General features: G+C 60.8%; 15 protein-coding genes. 8 read left to right on the forward strand and 7 right to left on the reverse strand.

The genetic code is table 11. The annotated features are described in order from the left end of the window. Positions 1–38 precede the first annotated feature (38 nt). Complete coding sequence (locus ACFR99_RS06570) at positions 39–443, reverse strand: UPF0146 family protein (RefSeq protein ID WP_390285561.1); 405 nt, start codon at positions 441–443, stop codon at positions 39–41. A 39-nt stretch (positions 444–482) separates the two neighbouring features. On the opposite strand from ACFR99_RS06570, the gene ACFR99_RS06575 reads away from it, so the two are divergent. After that, complete coding sequence (locus tag ACFR99_RS06575) at positions 483–1004, forward strand: archaemetzincin family Zn-dependent metalloprotease (RefSeq protein ID WP_390285563.1); 522 nt, start codon at positions 483–485, stop codon at positions 1002–1004. A gap of 17 nt (positions 1005–1021) precedes the next feature. On the opposite strand, the gene ACFR99_RS06580 is transcribed toward ACFR99_RS06575, so the two are convergent. The 5 genes from ACFR99_RS06580 to ACFR99_RS06600 form a co-directional block, all read right to left on the reverse strand. Further along, the gene (locus ACFR99_RS06580; protein WP_390285565.1) at positions 1022–2194 is read right to left on the reverse strand and encodes an extracellular catalytic domain type 1 short-chain-length polyhydroxyalkanoate depolymerase; all 1173 of its coding nucleotides are present in this window, start codon (positions 2192–2194) and stop codon (positions 1022–1024) included. Positions 2195–2350: 156 nt separating this feature from the next. Beyond that, the gene (locus tag ACFR99_RS06585; protein WP_390285567.1) at positions 2351–4165 is read right to left on the reverse strand and encodes a ribosome biogenesis/translation initiation ATPase RLI; all 1815 of its coding nucleotides are present in this window, start codon (positions 4163–4165) and stop codon (positions 2351–2353) included. A gap of 1 nt (position 4166) precedes the next feature. Then, positions 4167–4481, reverse strand: coding sequence for an EMC6-like membrane protein (locus tag ACFR99_RS06590; protein ID WP_390285569.1), 315 nt, complete (start codon positions 4479–4481; stop codon positions 4167–4169). 159 nt (positions 4482–4640) lie between these two features. After that, a complete protein-coding gene (locus ACFR99_RS06595; RefSeq protein ID WP_390285571.1) occupies positions 4641–6017 on the reverse strand; it encodes a hypothetical protein in 1377 nt (458 codons plus the stop codon). Between the two features lie 3 nt (positions 6018–6020). Then, positions 6021–6557, reverse strand: a complete 537-nt coding sequence (locus ACFR99_RS06600; RefSeq protein ID WP_390285573.1) for a DUF7344 domain-containing protein — start codon at positions 6555–6557, stop codon at positions 6021–6023. Positions 6558–7101: 544 nt separating this feature from the next. Here ACFR99_RS06600 and ACFR99_RS06605 point away from each other — a divergent pair. The 7 genes from ACFR99_RS06605 (at position 7102) to ACFR99_RS06635 (ending at position 13728) form a co-directional block, all read left to right on the forward strand. Continuing rightward, the gene (locus ACFR99_RS06605) at positions 7102–7755 is read left to right on the forward strand and encodes a hypothetical protein (protein WP_390285575.1); all 654 of its coding nucleotides are present in this window, start codon (positions 7102–7104) and stop codon (positions 7753–7755) included. Between the two features lie 416 nt (positions 7756–8171). Next, a complete protein-coding gene (locus tag ACFR99_RS06610) occupies positions 8172–8693 on the forward strand; it encodes a hypothetical protein (protein WP_390285577.1) in 522 nt (173 codons plus the stop codon). Between the two features lie 80 nt (positions 8694–8773). Then, positions 8774–9898, forward strand: coding sequence for a CARDB domain-containing protein (locus tag ACFR99_RS06615; RefSeq protein ID WP_390285579.1), 1125 nt, complete (start codon positions 8774–8776; stop codon positions 9896–9898). 172 nt (positions 9899–10070) lie between these two features. Then, positions 10071–11252, forward strand: coding sequence for a signal peptidase I (locus ACFR99_RS06620; RefSeq protein WP_390285581.1), 1182 nt, complete (start codon positions 10071–10073; stop codon positions 11250–11252). A 154-nt stretch (positions 11253–11406) separates the two neighbouring features. Continuing rightward, positions 11407–12591, forward strand: coding sequence for a DUF5305 domain-containing protein (locus ACFR99_RS06625; protein ID WP_390285583.1), 1185 nt, complete (start codon positions 11407–11409; stop codon positions 12589–12591). 384 nt (positions 12592–12975) lie between these two features. Beyond that, entirely contained in the window at positions 12976–13269 is a 294-nt protein-coding gene (locus ACFR99_RS06630) for a MarR family transcriptional regulator (protein ID WP_390285585.1), read from the forward strand. A 45-nt stretch (positions 13270–13314) separates the two neighbouring features. After that, positions 13315–13728: a hypothetical protein gene (locus tag ACFR99_RS06635; protein WP_390285587.1), complete on the forward strand. Its 414-nt coding sequence runs from the start codon at positions 13315–13317 to the stop codon at positions 13726–13728. A gap of 106 nt (positions 13729–13834) precedes the next feature. Here ACFR99_RS06635 and ACFR99_RS06640 read toward each other — a convergent pair whose 3' ends face one another. Beyond that, positions 13835–14737 (reverse strand): NAD+ synthase, encoded by a 903-nt coding sequence (locus ACFR99_RS06640; RefSeq protein ID WP_390285589.1) that lies wholly within the window; start codon positions 14735–14737, stop codon positions 13835–13837. Positions 14738–14846 lie beyond the last annotated feature (109 nt).

Genomic DNA, 14846 nt, shown 5'->3' on the forward strand with positions numbered 1-14846 from the left:
TCGCGCCCGGATAATTCATTCGCGCCGGTCAGTTCCGGTCACTCCCGGCGCGCTCGAGCGACGTACACCGTTCCGGTCTCGATCGTCTTCCGTTCGACCGGAACCGCAGGCTGATCGCCACCCAGGGTCGTAAACAGGAAGTCGGCGTCGGCGTTTCGGGCGACCCCGAGCGTCGGTCGGTGGAGCTCTGGCGGCAGGTTCCGTGCGTATATCGCGTCTGCGTCCGCGTAGACTGCTGGATCAGGATCGACGATATCGTCGCGGACGAACGCCACGTTCTCCGGCACGTCACGATCGTAGATGTCGGTCGCGGTGACCGAAACCCCCTGCTCGGCGAGCGCTCGAGCGAGGTCGGTCCGGCGGCCGATCCCGACTTCGACGACTCGCTCGTAGGCAGCCAGATACTCGATCAGTGCGGCGGGATTCCGCCGAGAGTCGGCCATGGCGGGACGTTTATGCCACCCGCGGTCATAGCCCTTGCTATGCTCGTCGATATCGTGCCGGTCGGGAACGTCTCCGCTGAGGTCAAGCGGGCGGCCTCCGCCGCGTTGCGATCGGTCTACGACTGCGACGTGTCGATCAACGACTCGCAGTCGGTTCCCAACGGCGCGTACGACTCCGACCGGAACCAGTACTCCGCCGAGCCGTTCATTCAACTGGCCGAACGAGTCGGCCGCGGCACGAAAAACATCGCCATCACCCCGCACGACCTCTTCTATCGGCGTCGCAACTACGTCTTCGGACTCGCCTATCTCGACGGCAGCGGCAGCGTCGTCTCCACCTATCGGCTCCAGACCTCGAGCGACGGCGGCTTCTCGAATCAAAGCGCCGCCGACATCTTCGAGGATCGGGTCCGCAAGGAGATCGTCCACGAGATCGGCCACACCTACGGCCTCGAGCACTGCGACAACAACCGCTGTGTGATGAACTTCTCGCCGACCGTCCGCGAGGTCGACATCAAAGAGGAGAACCTCTGTGGAAGCTGCCAGCGGATGATCAGCTGAGGCCGACTCGGCCACAGTCACCGATCGGATAGCCGCGATACCGCCGCCCGAACCTTCTTTTGCAGCCTCGACCATCGAGCGAGCGAGACTGGGCCAACGACCGGCAGCGTCCACCGGGCGTCGGCTGCGGTCTCGAGCGCCGACTGCTCGTACTCGCTGACGAACTGCCACAGCAGGCGACTCGCGTCCGGCCCCTCGGGTGCGGTAAATCGGCCGTCGGGACTGCCGCCGGCCCACGCATGCCCCATGCCGTCGACGAGCCACTCCTCGACGACGAGGGTCCGGGTTCCGTCGCGATACTGGCGTCTGGTGTACTCGTATGGGCCACTTACGCCCGTCTCGACCCGGTCCGGCTCGAGGTCGACATCCCCCGCCTCGCCGCCAACCCCGCGGTGGCTCGCACGAAGCGTTCCCTCGGTGAGTTGCCGGGCGTTTGCCACGTCGACCACGTCGTCGTCGGTTCCGTGGACGACGATCGTCGGGATCGCACGCGAGCGCTCCTCCATCGCCTCGTACGCTTCGATACCCGCCTCACGCTCATCCAGTCCGTTGCCACGTTGCATCTGTGAGAGTGCCGCGAACGAACTCCCTACGGAATCGTACGCAGCGCCGCTGTGAACGCCTGCCGCGGCGAACAGATCGGGGTATTCGACGATCGCTCGTGCTGCCATCGAGCCGCCGGCCGAGAGACCGCCGACGTAGACTCGATCCTCGTCGACGGCGAACTCGTCGCGCACGGCGTGCGTGAGCGCGGCGAGCCAGGCGAGTTCGCCGTTCCCGCGCGTGGCATCCGTGTCGTCGTACCAGTTCCAGCACCGGAGCGGGTTTTCGAGGATCGACTGCTTCGGATAGGCGACCAGAAACATCTCGTCTGCTGCAATGTCGTTCATTCCGGTTTCGGCTGCAAACGCTGCCGGCGTCTGTCGGCAGCCGTGCAGCAACACGACCAGCGGGATCGGCTCGGTAGGGTCGTAGTCGGGTGGCACGTACAGCCGGTACGACCGGCCGTCGTGCTCCCTGCGCAGGAACGCACCGTCGTCAGCAGCGGTCGCAGCTGACTCACTCCTATCGCCGGACCGGATGCCACGCTCGGCGACGAGCGAGGACGACTGCAACACCTCCCTCGCACGGTGCAGCGGTCGGCGACCGACGGACCCGTCGGCTGCGTCCGTGTCGTCACTGGAGGGCATACTGTCTCCATGACTGGCCATTCGACTATAAGCGCTGTGCTCGGCGAACGCCGCCGTCCGACGCCTGTCTCCCCTGTGAGAGGCCACTGTCTCCGGCCTTTTGCTCGCGACTGCGTCGATCTATTTCAGCTCGAGAAGGTGCCTGTCCGTGAACCGCTACGGCGCGTAGTAGTACTCGCCCTCGCTTTTCTGCTGGCGATCCAGCTGGGACTCGGGCTTGTTGATCCGCGGGCGCGAGGTGCGCTCGTCCCGGCGGAAGGTGACCTCGAGGTTCGCGAGGAACTCGTTCATACCGTCGCGCATCGGCTGTGGTTGGCCAGCACGACCGTGAACGGCAGGCTCGCCGTCGAAGACCATCAGCCGGTCGGCCAGCAGGTCCATCATGTAGATGTCGTGGTCGATGACCAGCACCGTGGCGTCCTGCTGTTCGGCGTACCGGCGGATCGCGCTGGTCGCCTGCACGCGCTGTTCGACGTCCAGGTGTGCCGAGGGTTCGTCGAGCAGGTAGAGATCCGCCGAGTCGGAGAGACAGGCCGCGATCGCGACCCGCTGGCGCTCCCCGCCGGAGAGATCCGAGAGGTTCTGCTCCATGATCCGCTCGAGTTGGAGCGGCTGAGCGATCTCGGTGTTCCAGTACGACGAGCCGAACTGGTCGGTGATCGAGGAGAGGAACGCGTCGACCCGCATGTGTTGGTCGATGGTGACGTACTGGGGCTTGTAGGCGATGTCGAGGTCGAGATCGGCGTCGCCCTCGTCGGGCTCTAGATTGCCCGTCAGCAGCTTCGCGAACGTCGACTTCCCGATCCCGTTGGGACCGACGACACCCAGAACCTCGTTCTCGCGGATCGTGCCGCCCTCGACCTCGAGGGTGAACTCGCCGTCGCCGTAGCTCTTTGTGAGATCGGGGTACTCCACGAGCGCGTCGGCAGCGGTCGCAGTTCGTGGTGCGTGTTCCTCGAACTCGATGGGGTTCGGCCGGATCCGCATGTTCTCGTTGTCGAGATACCCGGAGAGGTATTCGTTGATGCCGTTGCGGACGGATTTCGGCGAGGTGATGACACCGTAGGCTCCGGGCTCACCGTAGGCGACGTGGAGCGTATCGGCGAGCAGATCCAGGATCGCGAGGTCGTGTTCGATGACGAGCATCGATTTGTCTTCTTCCTCGGCGAGTTCGCGGATCAGCCGTGCCGCGGTCACGCGCTGGCCGATGTCCAGATACGGCGTGATCTCGTCTAGGAAGTAGAAGTCCGTATCACGAGCCAGCGTGGCCGCGATGGCGACCCGCTGGAGTTCGCCACCCGAGAGGTCGTCGATCGACTGGTCCATGACCGGGCCGATCGAGAGCCGCTCGACGAGCGATTCGAGCGCGCCGCGCTCGTCGGTCCGTTCTAACAGTTCACGGGTGTTGCCGTCGAAACTGTTCGGGATCTGGTCGACGTACTGGGGCTTGCGCGCGATGGTGACGTCGCCGTCCCGGACATCCGCGATGTAATCCTGGAGCTCGGTCCCGCGGTAGGCCTCGAGCACCTCGTCCCAGCCCGGCTCGTCGTCGTGCCGGCCGAGGTTTGGCTCGAGTTCGCCCGCGAGGATGCGGACGGCGGTCGTTTTCCCGATCCCGTTGGGGCCCAGAATGCCGGTGACCTGTCCCTCCTGTGGGGCAGGGAGCCCGTACAGCGAGAACGCGTTCTCGCCGTAGCGGTGGGCAGGGTCGTCCTGGAGCTCCTTCGGGAGGTTGATGATCTCGATCGCGTCGAAGGGACACTTCTCGACGCAGATTCCGCAGGTCTCGCCCAGACAGATCTCCTCGGAGATGTGGATCTGTTCGGGCTGGCCTTCCTCGGCCTCCTCGCCGCGGAGGGTGATACACTCCTTGCCAGTCCGATTCGGCGGACAGTAGTTCTTGCACTCGTAGCCACACCGGTCGGGCTGGCACCGGTCTAAGTCTACGACGGCGATGCTGTCGTCTGCCATCTCAGGACGCCTCCGCAGTCAGCAGGATGCCCCACGTGACGAACCACAGTGAGAAGGTCATGAACGCGACGAACAGGTAGTGTTTCGCCCCGAACTCGTCGTCGTCGTAGATCCCCGCGGCGTTGATGAGAACGTACTGGACGAAGATCGCGCCGAGGACGAACGCGAGCGCCTGCGTGTTCTGGGCGGCTGCCTCGGAGACGCCAACCCAGGTCGCAGAGGCCAGCGCCGCGGCGACGCCCAGCAGCGCGGATAATGCCGTCACGCCCACCGAGCGGATGTGTTCGCGCCGGTCGCTGATCGATTCGGTCGACATGGGTGGATGTCTGCGGGCGGGGCTGAAAAGGCGTTCGGGTTGGTCTCGAGGAACCGCCATCGATCCAGCAGGGCCGGTCACTGCAGGCCCAGCAAACGGTTACGTGTGGGCTCAAGGCAGTTATCAGACAACGAAGCGACGAAGAACCCGAAACTAAGCTCAGCGATTGTCAGTTATCGTCCCGTCTGCCTCGATTTCGCCATCGACTGTCGCCCCGGATTCGATCGTTACGTCTCCGCCGGCACGGATAACGACGCCATCACCTAGGTCTTCATCACCATCAACCGCCGCCCCATCTCGGATAGTTACGTCACCGTTGGCGTCGATATACTCGTTTACTTTCGCCTGATCGTTGATTGTGACCGAATCTCCGGCAGTTACGCTTGTTTTTGCCACGCTCTCCGATTCCATCGTTACGCTTCCCGTTTCAGAGGTGATGTCTCCCTCTATTTGCCGTTCGGAGCCAACTGTTATGTCTCCATCAGCAGTTACTGATTGCCCAACTTTATTTTTTGCACCGAGATCAATTTTCCCATCAACATCGACTGATCCCTCAATCTTACTTTTAAATCCTGCAGTCAGATCCCCACCCGCGTCGATGTCACCTGCTGTCTTGCTGTCCTCAACAACAACATCACCGCTGGTTGTAATGTCCTCGCCACCGGTTGGGTATGCCGGAGCCGTGACAGTAACTTGCTCGATCAACTTCTCGCCGGAACCGTACAGTGAGAGGGAAACCTCTTCACCATCGATAGGAACGGGATTCCCACTGGTATCCTGGAATCCGTAGATCCCAACGTTCACCTGCTCATTAGGACCGATTTTCACGTTCCCCCCCTGCAAGTCGGATACGTCACCGAGCGTCACGACGTTGTCTTTTGTTCCCGTTCCAGCTATCTCGACTGGCGGGGCGTTTCCGGTAGCATCGTTTTCGATCGTGGCCGCATCTGCTGCCGTCGTTTCGATGCTGATCTCTTGGACTTTCGCTTCCTCTTGGCCAACGTTTTCGAGATCGAACTCGATCTCGTCGAAATCGTCACCGAGAGTGGAGGGATTGGACGCTTCGAAGTCCCCTTTCGTCCCACCAGTACAACTGTATTGGAACGTCGTATTGTCGCTGACGCCACGCACCTCTAACGTCGATCCGTAGGTATCGGCGTCGACCGCCACCGTCGCCTCTCCGCTGCCACCGCCGTCACAGGTTAATTCTACACCCGTGGTCTCCCCCGCAGGGAGTGAATTGTCGAACCCATTACTGATTGCCAGCGCCCCATTGCTGTCCTCTACAATAGTCGCTTCGGCCTCGAGCGGATCGTACGCCTCGTTCGCGTTGTTTGTGATCTCGATAACGACGGCGTCGTTATCCTTGTCGGGTGTCTCACCGGTTTCCTCTACCGCAACGAGTGCATCGGTGTCCGACGTGGAAATAACCGTGGTTCTGTCGGCCGCTATCGTAGAGAATCCGAAGACAGGGCCGGACATCACGATCGTTCCTGCGACGACCAGTACAAGCCCGAGTTTCGCTATTCTGTTCATGAGTTACGGTGGTCGCTCCATCTCACCGAGTCGCATCCGTCGATTCTGTGCCACATGGACGACAGCCGACCCCGCAAACAGCGCGAACACCAGCGTCGCCCAGCCGAGCTCTGGCACCGCCTCCGTCGGAATCACCTCGAGCCACAACCCGGCCATCACGATCGACCCGATGACAGTCAGCCCCAGATAGTAGACACCCCACGGCACCGAATCGCTGGGCACGACGTCGAGGTAGACCTCGAGCTCGGCGGCCTCCTCAGTCAGTTCAATCGTACGATCATCGAATTCGATGATGTTTGCGCGCTCGAGCGTCGGCAGGTGGCTCTGTTGCAGTGAGGTATAGACGCGCTTTCGCTCGGCAGAGGTGATCTGGTCGACCTCCTTGTCGAGTTCCCAAGCAGCAACGTGTTCCGCGAGGTCACCGAGCGTAACGGGTTCGTCTTCGCGTTTGCAGTAATGGATGGCATAGCGACGCCGGTTATTACTCAGCAGGTCGAAAATCTCCCCGCGTCGCGACCGGGTATTGCCCTGTGTCGCCATCGGAATCCCCCTTACCGAAGGTAGGGCCTTTTGATGGATAAGTGTTCTGTACTGTTACGGTTTCTCACATGTCTTTTGGTCCCGTTTCGGACCGTCGCCGTCGACCACTGGGAAACTACGATAGCAATTGGGATTTTGGACTCGGCGTCGGATTCGAGTTCGACCTCGTCAATGGGGAGGCATCGGTCTACGATGAGATCGAAGTCGATTCGGATCAGTGCCGAGATGATCACTGGGTAACTACAACCCGAGTGCCCGCAGGTCTCATCCTTGAGGTGATGAATGTCACTTTGGTACACAGAGGCGTGTGCAACTCGAGATGATCGAACCCTGTCAACTGCACACAGTTCAGTTGCACCATCCCTTCACGACGGTGCCTCGAGCGACAAACCACCCGTTCAGGGGGCACTTGAACCGTTCTGTATCCCGTCTTTCATGCTTCTGGCCGGACAATACAAAGTAGCTAGCGCCCATCACAGAGAGTAAGGAGAGCGTTCTGGCACCAGTGCGGATCGGTGCTTGCACGCAGTACGAAGTCAAGACCATGCGAATGAATCGTCGGAACGTGTTGCTCGGCCTTGGTGCGGTCGTCGCTGGCGGTAGCGCGACACTCGGAACGGGTGCGTTCAGTAGTGTTGACGCCCAGCGATCCGCGACGATTCGGACGGTCGGCGATGCGGCTGCCTTTCTCGGGATCGAGGCACATCCGAATCGGAGTGACGATACTGTCTCGCCGAACGATCCGGATGACGGCTCCGAGGGTACGCCTTACCTTACACTGACCGGTGATGAGATGCTCGAGTTCAATTTCGACGGTAGTGGAACTCCTTCTATAGATGGGGCTGGGTTGAACCGGATAGCAACGACGGAGTTCGACGACCTCATTGAAATCTCGAACCAGGGATCACAGGATAACGTTAGTCTAGATATCAAACTCGTCGATAGCAGCGGCAGTACCGTCGACGAAGATAACGTCTTCGACGCGTACGCATCAGCCGATTCAACGAACGGGAACATCTCGGGTGGCGAGCTATTAGCTGGGTCCGCATCGCTCGACGCTGATGAACGCGTCGCCGTGGGGTTTCGGTTCGATCTCGCTGCAACTGACAGTCTTGACGACAGCCAGTACACTGACACTGCCCAGCAAGATTACGGCGAAAACGTTGACTCGATACAGATTACCGCGACAACGCAGTAGCCGTGTTTTGATGCGCGACTGTGGGACAGAGTGTTGTTCATCTTCCATATTACGTCTTGCCGAACGAGCCGGACGGTTCCTCGAGCACCCCTTGTAATCAACTGTGTTAGAACGCGCCCGTGACTGTGTTACTCACTGGACTGCGGTTACCAAAAACTGAATCTCTGAGAGCAAGTATCTAATCAGTCACCTCTTATTTATGTGGGATGGCACCATCCTAGATAGAATATAGCCTCAACCGGCCGTTCAGGACATCCTTGAAGACACTATCGCCGATACCGAGATCAGTATTGTATGTCTTGTAGCTGTTCTTGATACTCAATACAAAGTGGGTAAAGCTACATAGGTTCTCGTAGACGGTTGGCCGGTACCCTCTTACTATAGGATATCGGCGCGACCATACGGTGATCATAACGATGTCAATGACGAAACGCAACGTGTTATTCGTCCTGGGGCTCGTCGTCGCGATCGGCGGTATGGCGATTGCCTCAGGTGCGTTCACTCAGGTGGAAGCGGATCGGACAGTGGATGTTACTGTCGACGATGACGGTAATGCATTCCTACAGATAGAAGATGCAGGTAGCGATTTCGTGACGACCTCGGATGGTGAAATCGAAATATCAACCGCTAACTTCGACGGTGGCGTTCATCAGAACGCGACTGTCACTACCGACTCTGCACTTAACCTCACCCATAACGGAAATGATGATATGAACTATACTGTCCACTTCGATACCACAGGGGTTACTGGTGGTGATTTAGTGGTTCGTGATGAGGATGGCAATAACCTGTCTGCTTCGGATACTAACCTAACCGTTGATTCGGATGATGCAACTGCCGATAATCAGGTTTATTTCGAGATTGAAACTAAAGACAGCGAGACCGACCTCAGTGGTAATCTCATGATAGAAATTAACGAAGAGGAAGATACTACATAGAGTAGAATACTCCATTAATACATCAATCCTTTGGACTTTTTAAGTCCAGTTAGTCTCAATAACCACTAATCATATACGCAATGGTATCAACGCGCATCTTGCTCATTGCGTCAGTTCTATGTTTTCTCTTGGTGCTCGCAGTTCCAACTGCGGCGCTTACGGTGGGTGAAGACCCAATGAGCGACGATATCGTCCTCGAGCCGGTCGACAACCGCTATGCGACGATCGATGACGGTAAGCTCGTCCTTGACCTGAGTCTGTACGACAACGCGGTCTCGACGGTCACTGACGTGTTCACGATCGAGGTAAGCGAAGACGCCGACGACGTTGAGGCACTCTGGATCGATCACGACGTCGACGGCGTGTCGTTCTACGGGGATGGGGCGAAACTCACGAACGAGTCGCGTCTCGAGCCGATCCCTGGTGAAACGATCACTGTCGGGGCGACAGTCAACACGCACGTCACACAAACGGGGACGGAACGGTTCACTGTCGCGGTGCAGTACGATGACGAAGAAGATGCTCCGTCACCGGACATAGAGCGGACGGAACTGAACGTCTCGCCGACAACGGTCGACACTGGCGAACCACTAACCGCGACCGCGACCTATCGCAACGTCGGCAGTGCCTCGAGCGAGACCACAGCCGAGTTGACTGTCGACGGGACCGTCGTCGACCAGCGAACGATCGACCTCGAGCCGGGCGAGGAACGAACGGTCACGTTCGAACGACCGATGTACTGGCCCGACACGTACGAGGTGGGAATCACGGGAGCAGGCAGCGAATCGGTGACCATTGGGGGGCCGCCGATCGACATTGTCAATGCCAGCGTCGATAGCACAACGGTCACCACGGGCGACTCGACTACCGTTCGAGCGACGGTCAGGAATCCGACCGACAGGGCGGTCGACCGGACGCTCGAGGTGGCAGTCGACGGGATCGTCGTCGATAGCCAGGCCGTCTCGATCCCGGCAAACGGCGAGCGGACGGTGACCTTCGAGCGGCAGTTCGAGACAGCGGGGACCTACGAGATCGCGGTGAGCGGCGTACCTGCGGGGAAGGTGTCCGTCGAGGATCCGGTGGGGATGTCACTACAGAACCGCGAGCTCGCGGCGGCGACGACGGCGGCACTCGCGCCGCCGGCGACGGCAGGGCTGTTGTTTCTGGCAGGGGCAGCGAACCGCCGGTGGGCGATCGTTCGCTAGCGACGGCCCTGTCCACTGACACTGGAGGTGCCAGCCCGCTCGCCACTGTGCAGGCGTGTTGACGTATCGAACTCCGGCGGCCGTGTAACTCGCGCGGGCTTTAAGACTGCTGGACGCAAAGGATCGGTATCCCGAACTGTCAGCAACGTATGATCGTCACCGGACCCTATCGATGACCGCGTCGACCATCGTCACGCGGGGACTCGGGTACGCCGCCGCGCTGGTCGTCGTCCTGTTGATCGTCGGCCAACTGCTCGGCCAGCCGATCCTGCTCGGGTACGTCGCGACCGGCAGCATGGAGCCGACGATGGACGCCGGCGACGGGTTCGTCGCGATCCCGAGTGCCGTCACCGACGAGGTCGAGGAGGGGGACGTGGTCGTCTTTCAGGCTCGAGAACTCCACGACGGTGGACTGACGACCCACCGCGTGGTCGGCGAGACTGAGAGTGGCTACGTTACGAAAGGCGATGCGAACCCGTTTACCGACCAGGACGGCGGCGAACCGCCGGTCACCGACGGACAGATCGTCGCCGAAGCCTTGCAGATAAACGGCGAAGTTGTGACGATTCCGTTCCTCGGAACGGCGATCATGTGGCTACAGGGGCTCGTCCAAGGGGCCGCCGGAACCGCAACTTCGGTTCTCGGGCTGACGACGAGCGCCTCGAGCAACGGCCTCGGCTCGATGCTCGTCGCGATCGGCGTTGCCTTGCTCGGCTTCGGGACCCTACTCGAGCGACTCGGGCCCGCACGACGCGAGAAAACGAGACGCCGCTCGCGCGAAAACGTGCTGGCGTTCTGGACCGTGCTGGGACTCGTTTTGCTCGTGTTCGTCACGTTTGCGACCGCGGCGATGGTCGTCCCGTCGGGGACCTACGAGTACGGGCTCGTCAGTACGGAGTCGCCGACCGACGATCCACAGATCGTCGCGCCGGGGGCGACGACCGAACTCGCCCGGTCGGTCGACAACGCCGGCTACCTGCCGGTGGTCGTCGTCCACGAGGCCGAAAGCAACGGGATCAGGACCGATCCGGGGTGGCAGACGATCGGCATCCGCGGAAGCGGTGAGACGACGGTACGGTTGTCCGCACCAGAAGAGACCGGTGAGTACACGCGAACCCTCGGCGAATATCGGTATCTTGCCGTTCTGCCGCCGTCGCTGCTGGTCTGGCTCCACGGCGTGCATCCGTTCGCCGCGATCGGGGCGGTCAACGGCGTTATCGTCGGACTCACCGTCGCGCTCATCCTTCTGCTCTTCGGCAGCGGCGATCTGCGGCTTCGATCCGGCCCGGATCACGTGTCGCTGTCGACGCGACTCGAGCGGCGGCTTCGAGCGTGGCTTCGTGACCGCGAGTAGCCGTTCAAGCCACTATTCTTATGATGATCGATTGCTTCGGTTCACGTATGTATTGTCCCGATGACCGACCAGTTCGAAATCGAACCGGTCGGCCAGCGGGCGGGTTCGACCGGCGAGGCCGGATCGGGGGAGACAGGGACGGGGAACACGACGGATGATCGACAGTCCACGACTCGAGCTGGTGCTTGCCAGATCCGGACGGGAGATCGCGATCGTGCTGGCCGTCGTCGGTGTCCTGTCGATCGCCGCCACCGGCTGGGCCGTCGCGAATCCAGTGACGACGACGACACCGCAGTTCGACGAGGAGCGTGTCTCGGCTGACATCGGGACGAGTGCCGTCGTTACCCAGAACAGCACGCTCTGGACGGAAGGCGACCGACTCACCGATAGTTCGGTCTATATGCTCAACGAGTCACCGGAGCTGACGGTCCACCCCGAGACGCGAGTGCAAAACGCGACCGGGGAGACGTCGCTCGAGGACGGTGACGTAAGCCACGAGCTAGTGCTTCGGTTCGAAGCGACCCGCAACGACGAGCCGTTCTGGAACGAGACGCGGCTCGTGTTGCGCGAGTCACCGGCGGTCGAAAACGGGGTTGCGACGTCGAACGCGACGATCGATATCGAATCGATCCGCCAGCGACAGCGACAACTCGAGCGGGAGGTCACCGGCGTTGGCTCGATCAAGTTAACGATGGAATTTCACACCGAGTACGATACCGGTCGCCATCAGGGGTCGATGACGACGACGACGCCGGTGACGATCACGGACGAGGCCTACTGGCTCGGCGGGTCGCTGTCGGATTCAGCAACGCACAGTCATCAAAGCGGAATCGATCGGACGACCGAGTCCCGGAGCCCGGTGCTCGTCGGTGGGCTGTCGGTGCTCGGGACCCTCGCACTCGCCGGTGCAGTGATCGTCGTCCGCCGGTCGCCCGCGGATATCGACGCCGCCCGCCGGGCGGTCCACGAACAGCGCTACGCCGAGTGGATCTCGCAGGGATCGATCCCGATGTGGATCGGCGATCATCACGTCGCGCTCGATACGCTCGAGGACGTGGTCGACGTCGCGATCGACACGAACGAGCGGGTCGTCTACGACGACCAACGGGACCTGTTTGCGGTCCTCAGCGACGGTGTCATCTACTATTACACCGATCGGGGCCTCTGGGAGGAGACCGCCTGGCCGGAGATGGATCTCCAGAGCCGGTCGTCCGCCGTGGACGCTGACGGGGAGTTGCCTCCCGGAGATGTCTCCGATCTCGAGGACCTCGACGAGTTCGCGGACGCTGACGATCCGGATAGCTTCGAGGACGACGAGGAGATCTGGAACCAACTGTAAGCCGTTTTTTCTTCGTGCAAGTGGGGGAGAACAATTCTGACAACGGATCGTGGCCGGGGAGCGATGGTGTTCGGATCGTGGACGAGTGGAGCATGCCTGCTGACAGCTTTTTAGCGCTTTCCCGCTGTCCCGGCGAGTCCGTAGGACGGGTCGCGAGTGTGCCGGCACCCACTGACAGGAGTTCGCATCAACCAGATTTTATGTACACGTCCGGTGTCCAGCCCGATCGGTTTGATACCTTCCAGTCGAGCAGTCACAGTCCGCGTCGCCACCTGATCGGTAATCACAGTCATACTTTCCGGACGTAAAAATACAGAGCTTTATCACGATCTTATTTTTGGTAAGGCTCAACTTTTATACTGCTGGGACCGTTCGATTCGTAATATGGTAGAGACCGACGGGGAGGAAATAGAAGACTTGCCACCGAGCGCGAAACTCGTCTTCAAGGTCCTCGAGTACGACGGGCCATTGACCCAGAAGCAGATCGTCGAGGAATCGATGCTCTCGGCTCGGACGGTACGCTACGCGCTCGAGCGCCTCGAAGGGATCGGGATCGTCGACGAGGACATCTACTTTGCGGACGCTCGTCAGAGCCTCTATCGACTCCAGGAACCGGTCGCGGCCGACGGTAACGGCGTCGAGGAGTCCCCGAAGAAGGACGCCTGCTGTGCGGAATAACGGCTGGAACGCCAGGATTATCTCCCAGCGGTGACCGTCTCCGATATGAACAAAGAGCGGCTCCCGCGGTGGGGCTGGCTGGTAGCCGGACTGTTTCTCGCGGTGCTGGTTTCGAACCTGCTCAACCTGCTGGTGCTGGTACCGGCGGTGCTTCCGGAGGCGTATCGATCGATTACGGTCATCGCGGCGATGGCACCGATCTTGATCTACGTCGGGGTCTGGTACGACGAGGAGCGGCAACCGTACTGGCGGCAGTCGCGGGTGAAAATCGCCGGCGACGTCCTGTTCGTCGTGACCGGCGCGATACTGGGATCGGCAATCGTGCTCGTGGCGCTGGTCGGCGTCGGACTTCCCAGCACAGTGTTGGATATCCTCGCGATGAGCGCCGGCTTCCTCCTGGCGTGGGGGCTGTTCTGGTGGCGCAATCCGGAACTCTACGCCGTCGACCTCGAGCCCTAGCCGTTCTCTCACACGAGCGTTCGACGGACAGTCATACGGTCTGCTGTCCCGGCGGGCCCGCCGGACGGATCGCGGGTGCGCTGACACCCACTGACAGATGTCCGTCTCAGTCGAACTGGGGAACTGTCTCGCCGCGACCGGCAAGTCCCGGCGTCGGTGGAACGGCGCGTTTATGCGCCGTCTCGGCGTACCGTGACGCGATTTCCGCGGCCGTCTCGCGGTCGATCCTGAGCCCGGCGATGGCCTCCTCGAGCGAGCGGTTCTCCTCGACGAAGCGGTAGAGTAATGGATCGATAACGTCGTAGCGTGCACCGAGTTCGCTGGCGTCCGTCTGTGTGGCCCAGAACCCCGCTGTCGGTTCCTTGTTGACGATCCGACGCGGGAGGCCGATGTGTTTTGCGAGCGCTCGCACTTCCGTCTTGTAGCAGTCGCCGAGCGGATGAATGTCGGCCCCGCCGTCGCCGAACTTGGTGAAGTAGCCGAGCAGCCGCTCCGAGCGGTTCTCCGTCCCGAGGACGAGCCGCGACTGGCGGTTCGCCGCGTAGTAGGCAGTGAGCATCCGCAGCCGCGCCGTCGCGTTTCCGATTTCGTGGTTGCGTTCGTTGGGCCGGTCGTCGGCGTCCGTCGCCGGTTCGAGCTCGCTTGCAACCGTCTCCTCGAAACACTCGAGCAACGGCCGCAACTGAATCTCCTCGAAATCGATCCCCATACCGTCGGCAATCGTGTGGGCGTCGCTGACGTGGACGCCATCGGTCATGTGACAGGGCAGCCCGAGTCCGAGGACATTGTCGTTGCCGATGGCTTCGACCGCCAGTGCTGCCGTCAGCGTCGAGTCGATTCCGCCGCTCATCGCGACGACGACGCCCTCGGCGTTCGCGTCGGCAACCGTCGCCCGGATGTCGACGACGATCTGCTCGCGGATCCGCTCGAGCGACCGCTGGTCCGTAAAAAACAGTCCGTTCGTGCGGTCGGTACTCTGACAGACGAACGTCTTACTATCTACTCCCATCTGTATGAATCACGTTGTTGTTCTGTACTTCTCCAAACGATTGTCTCATATATGAAGCTAATGCTTGAATGGCAAACACTATTGTCTGTGTCTAACAGTCACATGGTCG

The sequence above is a fragment of the Haloarchaeobius amylolyticus genome, assembly GCF_042678045.1.
Lineage (GTDB): Archaea > Halobacteriota > Halobacteria > Halobacteriales > Natrialbaceae > Natrinema > Natrinema amylolyticus_A.

What these genes read in the sequence shown, in the direction of transcription:
- ACFR99_RS06570 (WP_390285561.1), bottom strand. Translation starts at nt 443, where the DNA reads ATGGCCGACTCTCGGCGGAATCCCGCCGCACTGATCGAGTATCTGGCT.
- ACFR99_RS06575 (WP_390285563.1), top strand. Translation starts at nt 483, where the DNA reads ATGCTCGTCGATATCGTGCCGGTCGGGAACGTCTCCGCTGAGGTCAAG.
- ACFR99_RS06580 (WP_390285565.1), bottom strand. Translation starts at nt 2,194, where the DNA reads ATGCCCTCCAGTGACGACACGGACGCAGCCGACGGGTCCGTCGGTCGC.
- ACFR99_RS06585 (WP_390285567.1), bottom strand. Translation starts at nt 4,165, where the DNA reads ATGGCAGACGACAGCATCGCCGTCGTAGACTTAGACCGGTGCCAGCCC.
- ACFR99_RS06590 (WP_390285569.1), bottom strand. Translation starts at nt 4,481, where the DNA reads ATGTCGACCGAATCGATCAGCGACCGGCGCGAACACATCCGCTCGGTG.
- ACFR99_RS06595 (WP_390285571.1), bottom strand. Translation starts at nt 6,017, where the DNA reads ATGAACAGAATAGCGAAACTCGGGCTTGTACTGGTCGTCGCAGGAACG.
- ACFR99_RS06600 (WP_390285573.1), bottom strand. Translation starts at nt 6,557, where the DNA reads ATGGCGACACAGGGCAATACCCGGTCGCGACGCGGGGAGATTTTCGAC.
- ACFR99_RS06605 (WP_390285575.1), top strand. Translation starts at nt 7,102, where the DNA reads ATGCGAATGAATCGTCGGAACGTGTTGCTCGGCCTTGGTGCGGTCGTC.
- ACFR99_RS06610 (WP_390285577.1), top strand. Translation starts at nt 8,172, where the DNA reads ATGTCAATGACGAAACGCAACGTGTTATTCGTCCTGGGGCTCGTCGTC.
- ACFR99_RS06615 (WP_390285579.1), top strand. Translation starts at nt 8,774, where the DNA reads ATGGTATCAACGCGCATCTTGCTCATTGCGTCAGTTCTATGTTTTCTC.
- ACFR99_RS06620 (WP_390285581.1), top strand. Translation starts at nt 10,071, where the DNA reads ATGACCGCGTCGACCATCGTCACGCGGGGACTCGGGTACGCCGCCGCG.
- ACFR99_RS06625 (WP_390285583.1), top strand. Translation starts at nt 11,407, where the DNA reads ATGATCGACAGTCCACGACTCGAGCTGGTGCTTGCCAGATCCGGACGG.
- ACFR99_RS06630 (WP_390285585.1), top strand. Translation starts at nt 12,976, where the DNA reads ATGGTAGAGACCGACGGGGAGGAAATAGAAGACTTGCCACCGAGCGCG.
- ACFR99_RS06635 (WP_390285587.1), top strand. Translation starts at nt 13,315, where the DNA reads ATGAACAAAGAGCGGCTCCCGCGGTGGGGCTGGCTGGTAGCCGGACTG.
- ACFR99_RS06640 (WP_390285589.1), bottom strand. Translation starts at nt 14,737, where the DNA reads ATGGGAGTAGATAGTAAGACGTTCGTCTGTCAGAGTACCGACCGCACG.